General features: G+C 70.5%; 14 protein-coding genes and 1 tRNA gene. 4 read left to right on the top strand and 11 right to left on the bottom strand.

The window, feature by feature from the left end; genetic code table 11:
• Positions 1-3: 3 nt before the first annotated feature.
• Together ACIHCM_RS25005 and ACIHCM_RS25000 are read right to left on the bottom strand one after the other, a co-directional pair.
• The gene (locus ACIHCM_RS25005) at positions 4-678 is read right to left on the bottom strand and encodes a TetR family transcriptional regulator (protein ID WP_393109409.1); all 675 of its coding nucleotides are present in this window, start codon (positions 676-678) and stop codon (positions 4-6) included.
• Positions 675-1700, bottom strand: coding sequence for an acyl-CoA desaturase (locus ACIHCM_RS25000; RefSeq protein ID WP_399899741.1), 1026 nt, complete (start codon positions 1698-1700; stop codon positions 675-677). The genes ACIHCM_RS25005 and ACIHCM_RS25000 overlap by 4 nt, the downstream gene beginning before the upstream one ends.
• A 314-nt stretch (positions 1701-2014) precedes the next feature.
• On the opposite strand from ACIHCM_RS25000, the gene ppc reads away from it, so the two are divergent.
• A complete protein-coding gene (gene ppc / locus ACIHCM_RS24995) occupies positions 2015-4747 on the top strand; it encodes a phosphoenolpyruvate carboxylase (RefSeq protein WP_399899738.1) in 2733 nt (910 codons plus the stop codon).
• 366 nt (positions 4748-5113) lie between these two features.
• Here the strand turns inward: ppc and ACIHCM_RS24990 are convergent, their stop codons facing one another.
• The 7 genes from ACIHCM_RS24990 to ACIHCM_RS24960 all read right to left on the bottom strand — a co-directional run bounded on the left by ACIHCM_RS24990 (position 5114) and on the right by ACIHCM_RS24960 (position 10784).
• Positions 5114-5602, bottom strand: coding sequence for a hypothetical protein (locus ACIHCM_RS24990; protein ID WP_399899735.1), 489 nt, complete (start codon positions 5600-5602; stop codon positions 5114-5116).
• Between the two features lie 54 nt (positions 5603-5656).
• Positions 5657-6259: an aminoacyl-tRNA hydrolase gene (pth, locus tag ACIHCM_RS24985; protein ID WP_399899732.1), complete on the bottom strand. Its 603-nt coding sequence runs from the start codon at positions 6257-6259 to the stop codon at positions 5657-5659.
• A gap of 69 nt (positions 6260-6328) precedes the next feature.
• Positions 6329-6940: a 50S ribosomal protein L25/general stress protein Ctc gene (locus ACIHCM_RS24980; RefSeq protein WP_399899728.1), complete on the bottom strand. Its 612-nt coding sequence runs from the start codon at positions 6938-6940 to the stop codon at positions 6329-6331.
• A 205-nt stretch (positions 6941-7145) separates the two neighbouring features.
• Complete coding sequence (locus ACIHCM_RS24975; RefSeq protein WP_393109397.1) at positions 7146-8126, bottom strand: ribose-phosphate diphosphokinase; 981 nt, start codon at positions 8124-8126, stop codon at positions 7146-7148.
• A gap of 134 nt (positions 8127-8260) precedes the next feature.
• Positions 8261-9709 carry a bifunctional UDP-N-acetylglucosamine diphosphorylase/glucosamine-1-phosphate N-acetyltransferase GlmU gene (glmU, locus tag ACIHCM_RS24970; RefSeq protein WP_399899725.1) on the bottom strand — a complete coding sequence of 483 codons (1449 nt, stop codon included), beginning with the start codon at positions 9707-9709 and terminating at the stop codon, positions 8261-8263.
• 122 nt (positions 9710-9831) lie between these two features.
• Positions 9832-9902: transfer RNA gene (locus ACIHCM_RS24965), tRNA-Gln, on the bottom strand.
• A gap of 6 nt (positions 9903-9908) precedes the next feature.
• Complete coding sequence (locus ACIHCM_RS24960; RefSeq protein WP_399899722.1) at positions 9909-10784, bottom strand: hypothetical protein; 876 nt, start codon at positions 10782-10784, stop codon at positions 9909-9911.
• Between the two features lie 167 nt (positions 10785-10951).
• Here ACIHCM_RS24960 and ACIHCM_RS24955 point away from each other — a divergent pair, with 167 nt between their 5' ends.
• Positions 10952-12283, top strand: a complete 1332-nt coding sequence (locus ACIHCM_RS24955; protein WP_399899719.1) for a sensor histidine kinase — start codon at positions 10952-10954, stop codon at positions 12281-12283.
• 33 nt (positions 12284-12316) lie between these two features.
• Here ACIHCM_RS24955 and ACIHCM_RS24950 read toward each other — a convergent pair whose 3' ends face one another.
• Both ACIHCM_RS24950 and ACIHCM_RS24945 read right to left on the bottom strand, forming a co-directional pair.
• Complete coding sequence (locus ACIHCM_RS24950) at positions 12317-12811, bottom strand: SUKH-3 domain-containing protein (protein ID WP_399899716.1); 495 nt, start codon at positions 12809-12811, stop codon at positions 12317-12319.
• A gap of 160 nt (positions 12812-12971) precedes the next feature.
• Entirely contained in the window at positions 12972-13484 is a 513-nt protein-coding gene (locus tag ACIHCM_RS24945) for a YwqJ-related putative deaminase (protein WP_399899713.1), read from the bottom strand.
• 319 nt (positions 13485-13803) lie between these two features.
• On the opposite strand from ACIHCM_RS24945, the gene ACIHCM_RS24940 reads away from it, so the two are divergent.
• Complete coding sequence (locus ACIHCM_RS24940; RefSeq protein WP_399899710.1) at positions 13804-14832, top strand: SMI1/KNR4 family protein; 1029 nt, start codon at positions 13804-13806, stop codon at positions 14830-14832.
• Positions 14833-14839: 7 nt separating this feature from the next.
• On the top strand, positions 14840-17563 hold the full coding sequence (locus ACIHCM_RS24935) for an SUKH-4 family immunity protein (protein WP_399899706.1): 2724 nt from the start codon (positions 14840-14842) through the stop codon (positions 17561-17563).
• Positions 17564-17681: the final 118 nt, after the last annotated feature.

The raw sequence follows: 17681 nt of genomic DNA, 5'->3' as shown, positions 1-17681 counted from the left end.
CCCTCAGCTCTTGCGGTGCCCGATCAGCCGCGGCTTCTGCTCCAGCCCGTCCAGCCCGTGCCACGCCAGGTTCACCAGATGCGCCGCCACCTCCGCCTTCTTCGGGCGGCGCACCTCCAGCCACCACTGCCCGGTGAGCGCGACCATCCCGACCAGCGCCTGCGCGTACAGCGGGGCCAGTTTCGAGTCGAAGCCGCGGTTCTTGAACTCGCGGCCCAGGATGTCCTCCACCTGGGTGGCGATGTCGGAGATGAGGGAGGCGAAGGAGCCGGTGGACTGGGGGATGGGGGAGTCGCGGACCAGGATGCGGAATCCGTCCGTGTACTCCTCGATGTAGTCGAGGAGCGCGAACGCCGCCTGCTCACACAGCTCGCGCGGATGGCCCGCGGTCAGCGAGCTGGTCACCATGTCCAGCAGGCGGCGCATCTCACGGTCCACCACCACCGCGTACAGCCCCTCCTTGCCGCCGAAGTGCTCGTACACCACCGGTTTGGACACCCCGGCCTTCGCCGCGATCTCCTCCACCGACGTGCCCTCGAAGCCCTTCGCGGCGAAGAGGGTGCGACCGATCTCCAGCAGCTGCTGGCGCCGTTCCGCGCCGGTCATACGGGTCCGGCGCGTCCGCCGCGGCTTGTCATTGCTGGAGGTGCTGGAGTCGGTCGCCACGGCGTCAATCATGCCGCCTCGGCGGTCTCCCGCCCGCGCCGGGAACCGCCTTCCCCGTCCTGGCGGCGGGAATCGATACGCGAGCGTGACGGCCAGCGCACGTCGTACGCCCACCCCGCGAGCTCGAACCAGCGGATCAGCCGGGCCGACGAGTCGATCTGGCCGCGCTCCACGCCGTGCCGCGCCGACGTCGGGTCGGCGTGGTGCAGGTTGTGCCAGGACTCACCGCAGGACAGGACCGCCAGCCACCACACGTTGCCCGACTTGTCCCGCGACTTGAACGGCCGCTTGCCCACCGCGTGACAGATCGAGTTGATCGACCAGGTCACGTGGTGCAGCAGCGCCACCCGCACGAGCGAGCCCCAGAAGAACCCGGTGAACGCGCCCCACCAGGACATCGTCACCAGACCGCCGATCAGCGCCGGCAGCGCCAGCGACACCACCGTCCACAGCAGGAACTGGCGGGAGATCGCCCGCAGCGTCCGGTCCTTGATCAGATCCGGCGCGTACTTGTCCTGCGGGGTGCGCTCCTCGTCGAACATCCAGCCGATGTGCGCCCACCACAGGCCCTTCATCAGCGCCGGGACGGTCTCGCCGTACCGCCACGGGGAGTGCGGGTCGCCCTCCGCGTCGGAGAACCGGTGGTGCTTGCGATGGTCGGCCACCCACCGCACCAGCGGGCCCTCGACCGCCAGCGACCCGGCGATCGCCAGCGCGATCTTCAGGGGCCGCTTGGCCTTGAAGGAACTGTGGGTGAAGTGCCGGTGGAAACCGATCGTGATGCCGTGGCAGCCGAGGAAGTAGAAGAAGACCAGCAACCCCAGGTCCAGCCAGCTCACCCCCCAGCCCCAGGCCAGCGGCACGGCCGCGACCAGCGCGAGGAACGGGACGACGATGAAGAGCAGCAGCACCAGCTGCTCGAGAGAACCCTTGCGGTCGCCGCCGAGCGTGGCGGACGCGGGCGTAAGACGGTCGGCGGTGTCCTGCGAGGTCGACTTCGGGGCGTCGTCGATCACATCGGAACTCGTGGTCATGGGGCGTCCCCTGTGGGGTGGTGGGTTGAGACAGGTGCCGGGGGGTAGCGAAACCGGGTACGGCTCGGACGAGACGTCCCTACGGTTCCGTAACCTACGGCGTCGTAAGTATGTCAGCGCGCCGCCCGGCGGCAAGAGCCCGTGGGCCTGCGCGTCCGGGCCGACACATATCCTGGAGTCGGTCGGACAGCGCGGTCCGCTCTGATTCCTTCCCCGGAAGTCCGGCCCGTAATGCGGCACCGCCGTGCGACGGTCACCGGGTTCCCTCCCAGACGAGCTTCAGACGAGCTTCAACACTGCAAGGAGCCGCACCTGTGAGCAGTGCCGACGACCAGACCACGACGACCAGCAGCGAGCTGCGCGCCGACATCCGCCGGCTGGGCGACCTACTCGGAGAGACGCTCGTCCGCCAGGAGGGCCCTGAGCTGCTGGAACTCGTCGAGAAGGTACGCCGACTCACCCGTGAGGACGGCGAGGCCGCCGCCGAGCTGCTACGCGGCACCGAACTGGAGACCGCGGCCAAGCTGGTCCGCGCCTTCTCCACCTATTTCCACCTCGCCAACGTCACCGAGCAGGTGCACCGCGGCCGGGAGCTGCGGGCCCGGCGCGCCGCCGAGGGCGGGCTCCTGTCCCGCACCGCCGACCGGCTGAAGGACGCCGACCCCGAGCACCTCAGGGAGACGGTCCGCCATCTCAATGTTCGTCCCGTGTTCACGGCGCACCCCACGGAAGCCGCCCGCCGTTCCGTTCTCAACAAGCTCCGGCGCATCGCCAAGCTTTTGGAGACCCCGGTCATCGACTCCGACCGGCGCCGCCAGGACACCCGGCTCGCCGAGAACATCGACCTCGTCTGGCAGACCGACGAGCTGCGCGTCGTACGACCCGAACCGGCCGACGAGGCCCGCAACGCCATCTACTACCTCGACGAGCTGCACGCGGGAGCCGTCGGCGACGTCCTGGAGGACCTGACGGCGGAACTGGAGCGCGTCGGCGTCAAGCTGCCCGACGACACCCGCCCCGTCACCTTCGGCACCTGGATCGGCGGCGACCGCGACGGCAACCCCAACGTGACCCCCGAGGTCACCTGGGAGGTGCTGATCCTCCAGCACGAGCACGGCATCAACGACGCCCTGGAGATGATCGACGAGCTCCGCGGCTTCCTGTCGAACTCCATCCGCTACACCGGCGCCACCGAGGAACTGCTGGAATCCCTCCAGGCCGACCTGGAGCGGCTGCCCGAGATCAGCCCCCGCTACAAGCGCCTCAACGCCGAGGAGCCCTACCGCCTCAAGGCCACCTGCATCCGGCAGAAGCTGGAGAACACCAAGCAGCGCCTCGCCAAGGGCACCCCCCACGAGGCCGGCCGCGACTACCTCGGCACCAGCGAGCTCCTCGACGACCTCAAGCTGATCCAGGCCTCCCTGCGCGCCCACCGCGGCGGCCTGTTCGCCGACGGCCGCCTGGACCGCACCATCCGCACGCTGTCCGCCTTCGGCCTCCAGCTCGCCACCATGGACGTACGCGAACACGCGGACGCCCACCACCACGCACTCGGCCAGCTCTTCGACCGGCTCGGCGAGGAGTCCTGGCGCTACGCCGACATGCCGCGCGACTACCGCACGAAGCTCCTCGCCAAGGAACTCCGCTCGCGCCGCCCGCTCGCCCCCACCCCCGCACCCGTCGACGCGGCCGGCGCCAAGACCCTCGGCGTCTTCGGCACGGTCAAGCGGGCGCTGCAGGTCTTCGGGCCCGAGGTCATCGAGTCGTACATCATCTCCATGTGCCAGGGCGCCGACGACGTCTTCGCCGCCGCCGTCCTCGCCCGCGAGGCGGGCCTCGTCGACCTGCACGCCGGCTGGGCCAAGATCGGCATCGTGCCGCTGCTGGAGACCACCGACGAGCTCAAGGCCGCCGACTCCATCCTGGAGGACATGCTCGCCGACCCCTCCTACCGGCGCCTGGTCGCCCTGCGCGGCGACGTCCAGGAGGTCATGCTCGGCTACTCCGACTCCTCGAAGTTCGGCGGCATCACCACCTCCCAGTGGGAGATCCACCGCGCCCAGCGGCGACTGCGCGACGTCGCCCACCGCTACGGCGTACGGCTGCGGCTCTTCCACGGCCGCGGCGGCACCGTCGGCCGCGGCGGCGGCCCCACCCACGACGCGATCCTCGCCCAGCCCTGGGGCACCCTGGAGGGCGAGATCAAGGTGACCGAGCAGGGCGAGGTCATCTCCGACAAGTACCTGATCCCGTCCCTGGCCCGGGAGAACCTGGAACTGACGGTCGCCGCGACCCTCCAGGCCTCCGCCCTGCACACCGCGCCCCGTCAGTCCGTCGAGGCCCTCGCCCGCTGGGACGCCGCCATGGACGTGGTCAGCGACGCCGCGCACGCCGCGTACCGCGGGCTCGTGGAGGACCCGGACCTGCCGACGTACTTCCTCGCCTCCACCCCCGTGGACCAGCTGGCCGACCTCCACCTGGGCTCCCGGCCCTCCCGCCGCCCCGGCTCCGGCGTCTCGCTCGACGGCCTGCGGGCCATCCCGTGGGTGTTCGGCTGGACCCAGTCCCGGCAGATCGTCCCCGGCTGGTTCGGCGTCGGCTCCGGCCTGAAGGCGCTGCGCGAGGCGGGCCTGGACACCGTGCTCGACGAGATGTACGGACAGTGGCACTTCTTCCGCAACTTCGTCTCCAACGTCGAGATGACGCTGGCCAAGACCGACCTGCGGATCGCCGGCCACTACGTCGACACCCTCGTCCCGGACGAGCTGAAGCACGTCTTCGACACCATCCGCGCCGAGCACGACCTGACCGTGCGCGAGATCCTCCGGATCACCGGCGAGGACGAACTCCTCGACGCCCAGCCGGTGCTGAAGCAGACCTTCACCATCCGCGACGCCTACCTGGACCCGATCTCCTACCTCCAGGTCGCCCTCCTCAAGCGTCAGCGCGACGCCGCGGCCTCGGGCGCCGAGCCCGACCCGCTGCTCGCGCGGGCCCTGCTCCTGACCGTCAACGGCGTGGCAGCGGGCCTGCGCAACACCGGCTGAGAACGCGCACCCAGGTGTGCCCCCGCGCTCCACCCGAGCCCGGGGGCACACCCGCGTCCGCGGACCAGAACGACGGTCGAGTCCGCGGCCGGGGGCGACGGGCTGGTGCCCGGTCCCCGTACGGAGGTCGAATCCGCGGCCGGGAACGACGGGCTCGTGCGCGGTCCCACACGAACGTCGACTCGCGGCCCGGAATGACGGCGGAGTCGGCGCTGCCGCACGCCGGGCGAATTCGCGGCCCGGCACGACGGGCCGGCACGCGGGCCCGCCTGAAGGCGGTGTCCGCTGCCCAGCGCGACGGGCGAGTATGCGGCTCCGCGCGACGGGCGAGTACGCCGCCCCGCACGCCGGCCGAGTCCGCGCGTCCTACACGACGGCGAACGCCGCGGTGATCAGTGCCAGTCCCGCACCCGCCATCGCCCAGGCCGCCCGCATCCGCCCCAGCCCACCCGCGACCACGACCGAGCCGAGCAGCAACGCGCCCCCCAGCGGCACCCAGGAATACAGCACCCCGGCGGGCCCGGACCGCACGACCTCACTGCCGCCGGGCTTCAAGACCACGGTGTACGTCTGCCCGTCCCGCACGGCGGCGGTCTTCTCGATGACGACCCGGTCGCGGGCCTGCGACCCCGCGGAGATCGGCGTGTACGGGCCGGAACAGGTGTCGCCGCCGCAGCCCGTCACCTTGATCGTCCCGCTCTCCCGCCCCTTGGTGAGCATCACGTACTGGGCGCTGCTCCAGGACGCCCACACCCCCGCGATCAGTATCAGCGCCGCGACGACACCCATCGCCGCGAGCCGCCCGAACCGCAGCGCGACGAACGCGCCCTGACTGGAGACGACGGCAGAAGGCATGGCCGCGATCCTTGGCCATGCCTGCACGGCGAGTCAACCGAGGCGGGGGACAAGTCAGGAGTTGTACGAACTCTGCGCCCGCTCCAGGCCCTCACTCACCAGACACTCCACCGAGTCCGCCGCCCGGTCCACGAAGTAGTCCAGCTCCTTGCGCTCACTCGACGAGAAGTCCTTGAGCACGAAATCCGCCACCTGCATACGCCCCGGCGGCCGCCCGATCCCGAACCGCACCCGGTGATAGTCCGGCCCCATCGCCTTCGTCATCGACTTGAGCCCGTTGTGCCCGTTGTCCCCACCTCCGAGCTTCAGGCGCATCGTGCCGTAGTCGATGTCCAGCTCGTCATGGATCGCGACGATCTGGGCGACCGGCACCTTGTAGAAGTCGCGCAGCGCGTTCACCGGGCCACCGGACAGGTTCATGTACGACATCGGCTTCGCCAGCACCACCCGACGGCTCGCCGGCCCCGGCGGACCGATCCGGCCCTCGACCACCTGCGCCTGCGCCTTGCCCGCCCGCTTGAACCTGCCCCCGATCCGCTCCGCGAGCAGATCCGCCACCATGAAACCCACGTTGTGCCGGTTCATCGCGTACTCGGGCCCAGGATTGCCCAGCCCCACGATCAGCCAGGGAGCGCCCGCGTCGGTCGTCACGTCCATGTCTCCTTGATACGCGCCAGCCGCTGCCCCCACAGGGAACAGCGGCTGACGAAACGAAAAAGGTGAGGATCAGGCCTCGGCGGCGGCCTCTTCGCCGGCCTCGCCCTCAGCGGCCTCCCCGCCCTCCGGAGCCTCCTCGGCCTGCGCGGCCAGCACCTGCAGGACGACGGTGTCCTCCTCGACGGCCAGGGTCACGCCGCTGGGCAGCTTGACGTCCTTGGCCTGGATCGAGGCACCGGCCTCCAGACCCTCCACGGAGACGGTGAAGTTCTCCGGGATGTGGGTGGCCTCGGCCTCGACCGGCAGCGCGTTCAGCACGTGCTCCAGCAGGTTGCCGCCCGGCGCCAGCTCGCCCTCGGCGACGACCGGAACCTCGACGGTGACCTTCTCGCCCCGCTTGACCAGCAGCAGGTCGACGTGCTCCAGGAAACCCTTCAGCGGGTCACGCTGCACGGACTTCGGGATCGCCAGCTCGTTGGACTTGCCGTCGATGTCCAGGGAGATCAGGACGTTCGGCGTACGCAGCGCCAGCAGCAGGTCGTGACCCGGGAAGGTCAGGTGCAGCGGGTCGGAACCGTGGCCGTACAGCACACCCGGAACCTTGTTGTCGCGGCGGATGCGGCGTGCGGCACCCTTGCCGAACTCCTTGCGGGTCTCGGCGGCGAGCTTCACCTCGGACATGACGATCACTCCTCGTAGAACTGGGAACGGACGTGGTCACCCGGCCACGAACGGCCTGCTACGAAGAGCGCGTCGATAACGGACCGCCGTGTCCCGTCAGCAGACGGACCACGGCCTCCCTCGCCGAGCAACTGCAACAGAATACCCGGCGGGGAGGCCGCAGAAAAATCGATCAACCGTGAACCGGGCGATCCGCCCTAACGGCTCACTGCTCGTCGAACAGGCTCGTCACCGAACCGTCCTCGAACACCTCTCGCACCGCGCGCGCGATCGTCGGGGCGATCGACAGCACCGAGATCTTGTCCATGTCCCGCGCCAGCTCACCCGGCGTCGGCAGCGTGTTGGTGAACACGAACTCGCTCACCCGCGAGTTCTTCAGACGGTCCGCCGCCGGACCCGACAGCACACCGTGCGTCGCCGTCACGATGACGTCCTCCGCACCGTGCGCGAACAGCGCGTCGGCAGCGGCACAGATCGTCCCACCCGTGTCGATCATGTCGTCGACCAGGACACACACCCGGCCCTTGACCTCACCCACGACCTCGTGGACCGTCACCTGGTTCGCGACGTCCTTGTCCCGCCGCTTGTGCACGATCGCCAGCGGCGCACCGAGCCGGTCGCACCACCGGTCCGCGACCCGCACCCGGCCCGCGTCCGGCGACACCACCGTCAGCTTCTCGCGGTCCACCTTCTTGCCCACGTAGTCCGCCAGCAGCGGCAGCGCGAACAGATGGTCCACCGGACCGTCGAAGAAACCCTGGATCTGGTCCGTGTGCAGATCCACGGTCAGAATCCGGTCCGCACCGGCCGTCTTCATCATGTCCGCGATAAGACGCGCCGAAATCGGTTCACGACCCCGGTGCTTCTTGTCCTGCCGCGCGTAACCGTAGAACGGCACAATGACCGTAATGGAGCGCGCCGACGCCCGCTTCAGAGCGTCGATCATGATCAACTGCTCCATGATCCACTTGTTGATCGGAGCCGTGTGGCTCTGGATCAGAAAGCAGTCGGCCCCACGAGCCGACTCCTGATAACGCACATAGATCTCGCCGTTGGCGAAGTCGAAGGCCTTGGTCGGGACAACCCCGACACCCAGCTGGTGGGCGACCTCCTCGGCAAGCTCGGGGTGGGCGCGGCCGGAGAAGAACATCATCTTCTTCTCGCCGGTCGTCTTGATCCCGGTCACAGCACTGTCTCCTCAGAGGTGTCTCAGCTGGATGTCGACACGACGTCTCAACTGGACGAAAAGCGTCGTCTCAGCTGGTGGGGTGCGGGTGTGCACTTATCACGGTACGCCGTCCCAGACGCACCTGTTTCCGGTCAGCCCTCGCCGCCCGGCTTCCGGGACGCCGCCTCGGCCGCCTTCGCCGCCGCACTCCCCGGACGCTTACGAGCCACCCAACCCTCGATATTGCGCTGCTGACCACGGGCCACGGCCAGCGAACCGGGCGGCACATCCTTCGTGATCACGGACCCGGCGGCGGTGTAAGCACCGTCCCCGACCGTGACAGGAGCCACAAACATGTTGTCCGACCCCGTCTTGCAGTGCGACCCGACAGTGGTGTGGTGCTTCTCCTCACCGTCGTAGTTCACAAACACACTCGCCGCACCGATGTTCGAGAACTCACCGATCGTCGCGTCCCCCACATACGACAGATGCGGCACCTTCGTACCCTCACCGATCGCCGCGTTCTTCGTCTCCACGTACGTCCCGATCTTGCCCTTCTTCCCGAGACGCGTCCCCGGACGCAAATACGCGTACGGCCCCACCGACGCCTCCGGGCCGACCACCGCCCCCTCCGACACCGTGTTGTCGACCCGCGCACCCGCACCGACCCGGGTGTCCCTCAGCCGGCTGTTCGGACCGACCTCCGCACCCGCGCCCACATGCGTCGAACCCTCCAGCAGCGTGTTCGGATACACCACGGCGTCCTGCTCGAACGTCACCGCCACATCGACCCACGTCGACCCCGGATCGACAACCGTCACACCGTCCAGCATCGCGGCGGACAGCAACCGGTCGTTCAGAATCCGGCGAGCCTCCGCGAGCTGCACACGATTGTTGATCCCCGCGATCTCACGGTGATCACCCGCAACCGAGGCACCGACACGATGCCCCGCCTCCCGCAGGATGCCGAGAACGTCCGTCAGATACTCCTCGCCCTGACTGTTGTTCGTCCGCACCTGCCCCAGCGCCTCCGCCAGCAACCGCCCGTCGAACGCGAACACACCCGAATTGATCTCCCGGATCACCCGCTGCTCGGCAGAAGCATCCTTGTGCTCCACGATCGCCGTCACCGCACCCGACGCCGGGTCCCGGACGATCCGCCCGTACCCCGTGGCATCCGGCACCTCCGCCGTCAGCACCGTGACCGCGTTGCCGTCCTCGGAGTGCGTACGAGCCAGGCTCTTCAGCGTCTCACCGGTCAGCAGCGGGGTGTCACCACACACCACCACGACCGTCCCGGCGAGACCGCCACCCAGCTCCTCCAGCCCCATACGGACGGCATGACCCGTGCCGTTCTGCTGCGCCTGGACCGCGGTGCGCACGTCCGGGGCGACGTCGGCGAGATGGGCGGTGACCTTCTCCCGGGCGTGCCCGACGACCACGACGAGGTTCTCGGGCTTCAACTCACCGGCGGCGGCGAGGACATGCCCCACCAGGGAACGGCCGCAGATCTCATGCAGGACCTTCGGTGTGGCCGACTTCATACGGGTGCCCTCACCCGCTGCGAGTACGACGACGGCTGCCGGGCGAATGGCGCTCACGGGATGCCCTTCGGCTGTGGAGGGGGTGTGGACAACCGCAGGATACCGGGGTGGGGGTGGGGGGAGACGAGAGCGGGTCCGTGCCCGGAAGGGGGCGGGGGAGGATCCGAACGGGGCATGTGCTCCCGGGGGAGGACTCGAACCCCCATGATCAGAACCAAAATCTGACGTCTTGCCCTTAGACGACCCGGGATTACCGCTATGTCCGATTTCGTAGATCGGGTGCGGTGGCAGCCCCTACTATGCCGTACCACCAGCCTTCGACGCGACGGTACAAGTCAGCTCCATCCCTGACGTCCACTCGGAGGCATCCGTGGTAGCCGCCCTCGGTGTTCTTGCGGTTGGTGCTGGGGTTGTGCTTCTTGAGTGTCGTCTTCAGCAGTTCGGTGGGTTCGATGCCGACGAGGTCCGCCCAGAACTTCTCCGCGGTTGTCACATCGGCGGTCTCATGGATCTGCACCGCGAACTTGACCTTTCCGGGGTCCACGCGAAGCAAGTTCAGCCAGGCCATGAAGACCCTGATCATGTTCGGATCGCTGTTCACGAAGGTGATGCGCTCTCGTCGGTTGTAGGGCTTGCTCTTGGAGCCCTCGGCCCAGTACAGGCCGACGCCGATCAGGAAAAGTTCGCGTTCGGTCAGCTGATCGATCTCCGTCATTGCCTGATGCCTGGTGCGCTGACGTTCCTCTTCGCGTAGACGCAGCTTGGCTTCCCAGCCGTGCTTCGCGATGGCCGAGGCTTCTGCGCTGGTTCGCCTCGGCCGATCCGGCTTCGGCAGATCTCGTACCCACAGTGAGATCGAGCTCTTCGAACATCCCAATTCCACCTGGATCTGGTCGTACGTCCAGCCCTGGAGTCGCAGCCCCCGTGCCTTCTCGCGCAGGTCGTCCTTCGCGTTAGGTCGCTTCGTCCAGGCCGGTGCAGGTTCGCCCTTCACCAGCCGGTTCAGGATGTCGTTGTTGAAGATCTTCAGTTCGTTGCGGATCTGCCGGAGGCTGTAGCCGCTGCGTCGGAGTGTGACCGCCCGTTCCCGTAGTGTCTCGAAGTCCGCGTACCTGCCAGGTGAATGTGCCATGTGCATACCGTCCGGCCGGAATGATCCGTTCCGGGGGCGAGCGTTCGTGGTTCAGCAGTTCGAGGGATTCCGGGCTGTTTCGTCGCTGTTCGGCTACGGAGTGTGGTGTGGCCAAGTCCTCGAAACTCGCCGGAAAAGCGAAGGCCACCGCCCGTAGGCTGGAGGGCATGACCACGACGGGGGAAGAGCGCGCCGAGGGCCTGACCGGCCCCTGGTGGTGGGCGAGGTGGCGTAGCGCCGTACTGGACGGGACGCTGGCGCTGCTGTCCGCGGTCGAGTGCGGCGCCGAGGGCGTGCCGTTCGCGCGGGACGCGGGGCTTCCGGTCGCGGCGGGTGTCGTCTTCGGTGTGCTGGCCGGTTCGACGCTGCTGCTGCGCCGGATGTGGCCGATAGCCGTCGTGCTGGTGTCGATCGCGATCTCGCCGGCCCAGATGGGCTTTCTGCTGACGATCGTCGGCCTGTACACGCTTGCCGCGTCGGAGCTGCCGCGCCGGATCATCACGGCGCTGGCGGGGATGTCGCTCGTGGGCACGCTGGTGGTGACGTTCGTCCGGGCGCAGCAGGACATGGCGCGGGGGGATGTGGGGATCGGCGAGTGGGTCGTGCCCTTCGTTTCGATCACGGCGTCGCTGGGTGTGACCGCGCCGCCGTTGCTGCTGGGTCTGTATGTGGGTGCGCGGCGCCGGCTGATGGAGAGCCTTCGGGAGCGCGCGGACAGTTTGGAGCGGGAGCTGCAGTTGCTCGCGGAGCGGGCGGAGGAGCGGGCCGAGTGGGCGCGGAACGAGGAGCGGACGCGGATCGCGCGGGAGATGCACGACGTGGTCGCGCATCGGGTGAGTCTGATGGTGGTGCACGCTGCCGCGTTGCAGGCTGTGGCGCGGAAGGATCCGGAGAAGGCCGTGAAGAACGCGGCGCTGGTCGGTGATATGGGGCGGCAGGCGCTGACCGAGTTGCGGGAGATGCTCGGGGTGTTGCGCAGCGGTGAGGGTGGTGCGGGGCGGCGTGAGCGGGCGTCGGTGCCGTTGGTGGCGGTGGGGGTGGCTGCGGCGGCTGCGGCGGCGGCTTCGCGTGCGGGTGCGGACGGCGAGGGTGTGGTGGGGGAGGGGCCCGGTCTGTCCGGGCTGGACGAGTTGATCGGGCAGTCTGCCGCCGCGGGGATGGTGGTGGAGCTGTCGGTGGAGGGGGAGTCGCGGGGGTATGCGCGGGCGGTGGAGCAGACGGCGTTCCGGGTGGTGCAGGAGGCGCTGACGAACGTGCACAAGCATGCGGCGGGGGCGAAGACGCATGTGCGGTTGGCGCACCGGGTGTCGGAGATCGCGATGCAGGTGGAGAACGGCCCGCCGCCGGAGGTGTCGTCGGCGTCCTCGGCCCGGTTGCCTTCGGGGGGTAATGGGCTGGTGGGGATGAGGGAGCGGGTCGTCGGCCTCGGTGGGGTGTTCGTGTCCGGGCCGACGGACGCGGGAGGTTTCCGGGTGTCTGCGGTGATTCCGGCGTCGTAGGCCGGGTGTGGGGGCCGGGGTGCCGGGCGGCTGTCAGGCGGCTGTCAGGCGTACTGGTTCCGCGCCGGAGGCGAGGCCGGTGAGTGCTGTGTCGATGTCGGGGCCGAGGTACCAGTCGCCGGTGTGGTCGAGGGCGTAGACGCGGCCTTCGGTGTCGATGGCGAGCAGGGACTGGGTGTCGGGTTCGGCGCCGAGGGGGCTGACTTCGGTGTCGAGGGCGCGGCCGAGGTCGCCGAGGGTGCGGGCCATGTGGAGGCCGTGCAGCGGGTCCAGGTGGAGGTGGGCGGGCGCGATCTGGCGTCCGGGGCCGGTGGGGGCGATGTGCAGGCCGCCGAATTCGGCCCAGGCCTCGACCGCGGCGGGGAAGACGGCGTGCCGGTGGCCGGCTGGTGAGGTGTGTTCGCGGAGGGTGTCGGCCCAGATCTCGGCTTGTTTGATGTCCCAGCGTCCGGGTTGCCAGCCGGCGGCGCGCAGGGCGGCGTCGACGGGTACGGCGAAGCGGGTGGTCGAGGTGCGGTCGGTGTGCATCGGCCCTTCGTTCGTTGTGCGGCGTGTGTGCTGTGGTGCGTGTGGTGCCAGTGGTGCGTGTGGTGGCTCGTGAAGTGAGGGGAACGCCCGGCTGGTCGGTCTTCTCGGCGGGGGGCCGTCTGTCGGTGTGCAGTCCGTGCGGCGGTCGGCCGGTGGTTCGTCAGTCGTCCGTCGTGGGGTCGACGACGCGGACGCCGAAGTGGGCGGTGAGGGCGGTGCAGGCGCGGCACGGGGCGGCGAAGCTGCCGTGCAGGGGGTCGCCGTCCTCGCGGATGTGGCGGGCGGTGAGCTTGGCCTGCTTGAGGGCTTTGCGGGCTTCGCCGTTGGTCATGGGTTTTCGGGCGGCGCGTTTGCTGCGGGCGGCGTCGGCGGCGGTGATGTGCCGGGAGATGAGGATGGCTTCGGCGCAGCGGCCGGTGAAGCGGTCGCGTTGGGCGCTGGTGAGGGTGTCGAGGAAGTCCTGTACGAGGGGGTGCAGGGGTGGGGGCTGGTCGCCGCGGGCGGCGGTGCCGGTGAGGGTGGCGCCGCGGACGGAGAGGGCGGCGGCGACGGTCGGGAGTATTCCGTCGCGGCGGTGGCGGAGGGCGGGCGCGGGGCGGGTGTCGGTGGCGCTCCAGCCGATGCGGGGGTCGCCGGATGTGCCGGCGTGTGGTCCCGTTTGCGTAGCGTTCATGATCGTATTTCCCCTCCCGTGCATCCCCCCGGCGGACACAGAGTGCCAAATGCCGTGGCCTGTGCGGAAGCTGGGGCGCCGCGACACGCCCGGGACGGGGCGGGTCGTCACGGTGGGGTGACGGCTGGTCACCGTGGGCGGAGTGAGCGTTTCCGGTGCTGTGACGTGCGCCGGTGACCGGTTTCGTCGTACGGCATAGGCTGTCGGCACCACTATGCGCGGGCAACGCGTTGGAGACAGTCGATACGGGGCGTAGCGGGCCGAAGAGTTCAGAGGGTCTGCTATGGGTCGTACCAGAGTGCCGCAGGGGGCAACCGCCATGACGACAGGTCGGCTCGGGCTGGGGGCGCCTCCCGGCCGCCAGGCCGGGGGACAAGCCGCGCCGCCGAACGCGGCCTACGCCGGGCAGGTCGTGCATTTCCCGGATCCGGTCCGGGCGGCCCGTCACCCGGGAGGGGTACGGGTGGACGAGCACGGCTATCCCGACTTCTCGCCCTACGCGCGTGCGGCGGCGGAGATCGCGGATCCGCCGGCCGGTTTCGGGGTGGACGAGCTGCGGCTGACGGACTACGTGTCGGCGAACGCGGCGCTGTCGGCGTCCGGGCACGACCTGTGGGACACGGTGGCGCCGGTGGCGACCCCGCACGGGTGGACGTGGCATCACGTGGTGGGTACGCGGCGGCTGGAGTTGGTGCCGGTCGAGGTGAAGGCCTTGCTGCGGCATCACGGCGGGATCGCGACGGCGGTGGTGGAGCAGACGAAGCGGGGTACGCGGCCGTTGCAGGAGACGCGCCCGGCGCATTTCGGGTTGCCGAAGCAGGGGCTGGCGGTGACGGAGTCGCAGGTGCTGGGGGTCGAGGAGGATCTCGGGTACCGGTTGCCGGGTGCGTACCGTTCGTTCCTGAAGGCGGCGGGTGGCTGTGCGCCCGTCGGGACGGCGCTGGACGCGGAGTTGGGGTTGCTGGTCGACCAGCCGTTCTTCACGGTGCGGGACGAGGCGGCGGTCAACGACCTGGTGTACGTGAACAAGTGTCTGCGTGACCATCTCACCAAGGACTTCCTGGGTGTCGGGTTCGTGCAGGGCGGTCTGCTGGCCGTGAAGGTGAAGGGCGAGCGGATCGGTTCGGTGTGGTTCTGCGCGTACGACGACGCGCGGGACACGGATCCTTCGGTGCCGCCCGCGGAGCGGGTGGAGCGGTTGTTGTTGCCGTGCGGGGAGGATTTCGATGTCTTCCTGTCGCGGTTGGCCGGGTCTCCGCCGGAGTTGGACACGGTGGCGAATCTGATGGTGGACGGCGGTTTCGCGCGGGCGGTCGACGTCTCGTCCTCGGTGTCCTTGGGGGAGTGAGTCGACGATGGTGACCTTCGCGCAGGCGCAGGAGCGCGCCGAGGAGTGGATCAACGGGGATGTGCCGGCGTATCAGCATCGTGAGGTGCGGGTGCGGGAGTTCGAGCTCGGGTTCGTGGTGTGGGCGGAGGACCGCCCGGACGGCCCGCGTTCGGACGGGGGCACGCAGCGGCTGGTGATCGCGCGGGACAGCGGGGAGGCCACATTGTGGCCGTCGCTGCCGGTGGGCGAGGTCGTCCGGCGGTACGAGGAGGAGTACGGCCGCCCTCAGGGGGTTTCCGAGCCGGTGGCCGCGCCCGCGGCGCGGGTGGATCTGAACCAGACGTCGTTCTTGCTGAGTCCGCCGGAGTGGTTGCAGGAGGCGGCCGACAAGCTGGGCATTCCGGACCGGCGTGGTGGGGCTGCCGCTGCCGGGGGTGACTCCGGTGCGGGCCGGCCGGGCGCCGACGGCGGGAGCGGTGCGGCCTGGCCCGCGGCCGCCGGCGCTGAGGAGAGCGCGCCGTCGCCGGAGTCCGGGACGGGTTCGGGGGCGCACGGTGGGTCCGGTGCGCCGGCGGCGCCCGCGGGGGCGACTCCGTGGGCCGGGACGGACACCAACGCGGACGTGGGTGAGGACCGTTCGGTGCCGCTGCCCGCGACGGTGTTCGCGCCGCCGTTGGGTGAGGGCGGTGAGGAGGAGTCGCGGGTGACTCCTCCGGAGGCGCAGACGGCGTTGCTGGCGGGGGGAAGTCAGCTTCCGCCCACGGCGATCGCGCCGGTGGTCGATGAGGGTGGTTCGCGGGGGGCGGGTGTGCCCGCGCAGGCGCCGCCGGCTCAGACGTACGGGTACCCGCAGGGGGTGGGTGGCGCGGCGGCGCCGGGTACGCCGACGCCTCCGGCGGCGCCCGGTACGCCTCCGCACGGTGCGCCGGTGCCGGGTTCGGCGACGCCCCCGCACGGGGCTCCGGGGCAGCCGCTCGCTGCGAACGCCGGGGACATCGCCGACGCCGCGACGAGCAAGGCGGCGCCCCCGCCGCGCCGGCCGCGGGGCGGGGGCGCGACGCCGCCTCCGCCGCCGGGTGCTCCGGGTGTGCCGGGAGCACGTCAGGGGAGTACGCCTCCACCGCCCGGTACGCCGGGTACGCCGGCGGGTGGGTACGTGCCCACCCAGCTTGTGTCGGCGCTCGGGCCCGACGGTCCTGGGGGACCTGCGGCCGGTCCGGGTGCGCCGCAGGCGCCGGGTGCCCCGACGCCGCCCGGCCCGGCGAACCCTCCGGGCCCGCCGGGAGCCCCGGGTGCGCCCGGCGGTACGCCGCCGGGTGGTGTCCACCACGCCGCGACGATGCTGGCCGACCCCGGGCAGTCGGGGCCGGGCCGGGGCGCGGCGGGGCCTCCCGGCGCGCCGCAGCCGCCGGGTGTTCCGGGTGCCCCGCATGCCCCCCATGCCCCGGGTGCTCCGCGGCCGCCGGGCGTTCCAGGTGTTCCGGGTGCTCCGCAGCCGCCGGGCGCTCCTGGCGCGCAGGGTTCGGCCGGGGGCGCGCAGGGTGCGGTGCACCACGCGGAGACGATGCTGGCCGGTCCCGCCGTCGGTGGCCCGGGCACGCCTCCGCCCCCGCAGGCCCCGGGTGCTCCGGGCATGCCTCCGGGTGCCGCGCATCCGATGCCTCCGGGGCCGGGTGCGATGCCGCCGCCTTCCGTTCCCGCGCATCCCGGCGGGCCCATGCCCGGGCAGCCGGTTCCCGGGCCGCCGCCGGCGTACGGCTATCCGCAGCAGGGTCAGCCGACGGTCGGGCCGGGCTATCAGGCCGTCCTGCGCTACCGCGCGCACGACGGTTCGGAGCAGCAGCTGATCCGGCGTTCGGCGCCGGGTACGCCGCACCCGGAGTGGCAGATCTTCCATGAGCTGCGGGCGATGAACGTACCGCCGGACCAGGTGCTGGAGCTGCACACCGAGTTGGAGTCGTGCGAGCTGCCGGGTGCGTACTGTGCGCGGATGATCCGCGAGCAGTGGCCGCAGGCGCGGATCACGAGCATCGCCCCGTACGGCACGGATCACGCGAGCCGGCAGCAGGGGATGCAGCAACTGCTGGCGCATCAGGGCGAGTTGCATCAGGTGGCGGACGGGCCCGCGCGCCCGGCGCCGGTGCGTGCGCCGCTGATGCCGGTGCCGCCGGCGCCGCCGCTTCCGCCGGAGGGTGTGGCGCAGGAGCTGGCGGGCGCGTTCGGGCCGGGTGTGTTCCGCTTCGAGCAGGCCGCGGTGTCCCGGCAGGGTGTGCCGCCGGTCGTGGCGCACACGCTGGTGGCGGCGGGGCTGCCGCTGGACATGGGGCCGTTCTTCTGGGCGCAGGCCCAGCCGGGCCGGCCGGTTCCGACGCTGGCCGAGCTGGCGCAGGAGCGCGGGGTGCAGCCGGCGGCGGACGCGGGCTCGTACCTCGTCATGGGCAGTGACTTCGGCAAGGCGATCTGTGTGCAGTACGGCACGGCGAACATCGTGGCCGTGCCGGTGGAGGCCGGGCCGGGCGGTGCGCCGGTGCCGCCGCAGTTCGTGAACACCGGGCTGCCGGAGTTCGTGCGCTGTCTGGCGCTGCTCGGCCGGATGTGGCGCCTGCGGTTCGGGCTGAACCAGGAGCAGGCGGGCCGCTGGACCGTCGACTTCCAGGCTCAGCTGGCCGCGATCGATCCGGCGGCGCTGGGTTCGCCGGAGAGCTGGTGGTCGGTGCTGCTGGAGCAGATGTGGGACGGGCTGCTGTGACGCGTACGTCGCGCTAGTCGCTCAGGGGAGGGCCGGACCTGGTCGGGTGACCGGGTCCGGCCTTTGCTGTTTTCCGGATGGTGTACGAGGTGCACCCGGCGCGGAGTGTCGGATAATG

Origin of the sequence: Streptomyces sp. NPDC052023, from assembly GCF_044548465.1 — a bacterium.
In the GTDB taxonomy this organism is placed as follows: Bacteria; Actinomycetota; Actinomycetes; order Streptomycetales; family Streptomycetaceae; genus Streptomyces.
Note: the sequence above shows the minus strand (reverse complement) of the source record. Positions and strands in the feature narration are given on the sequence as shown.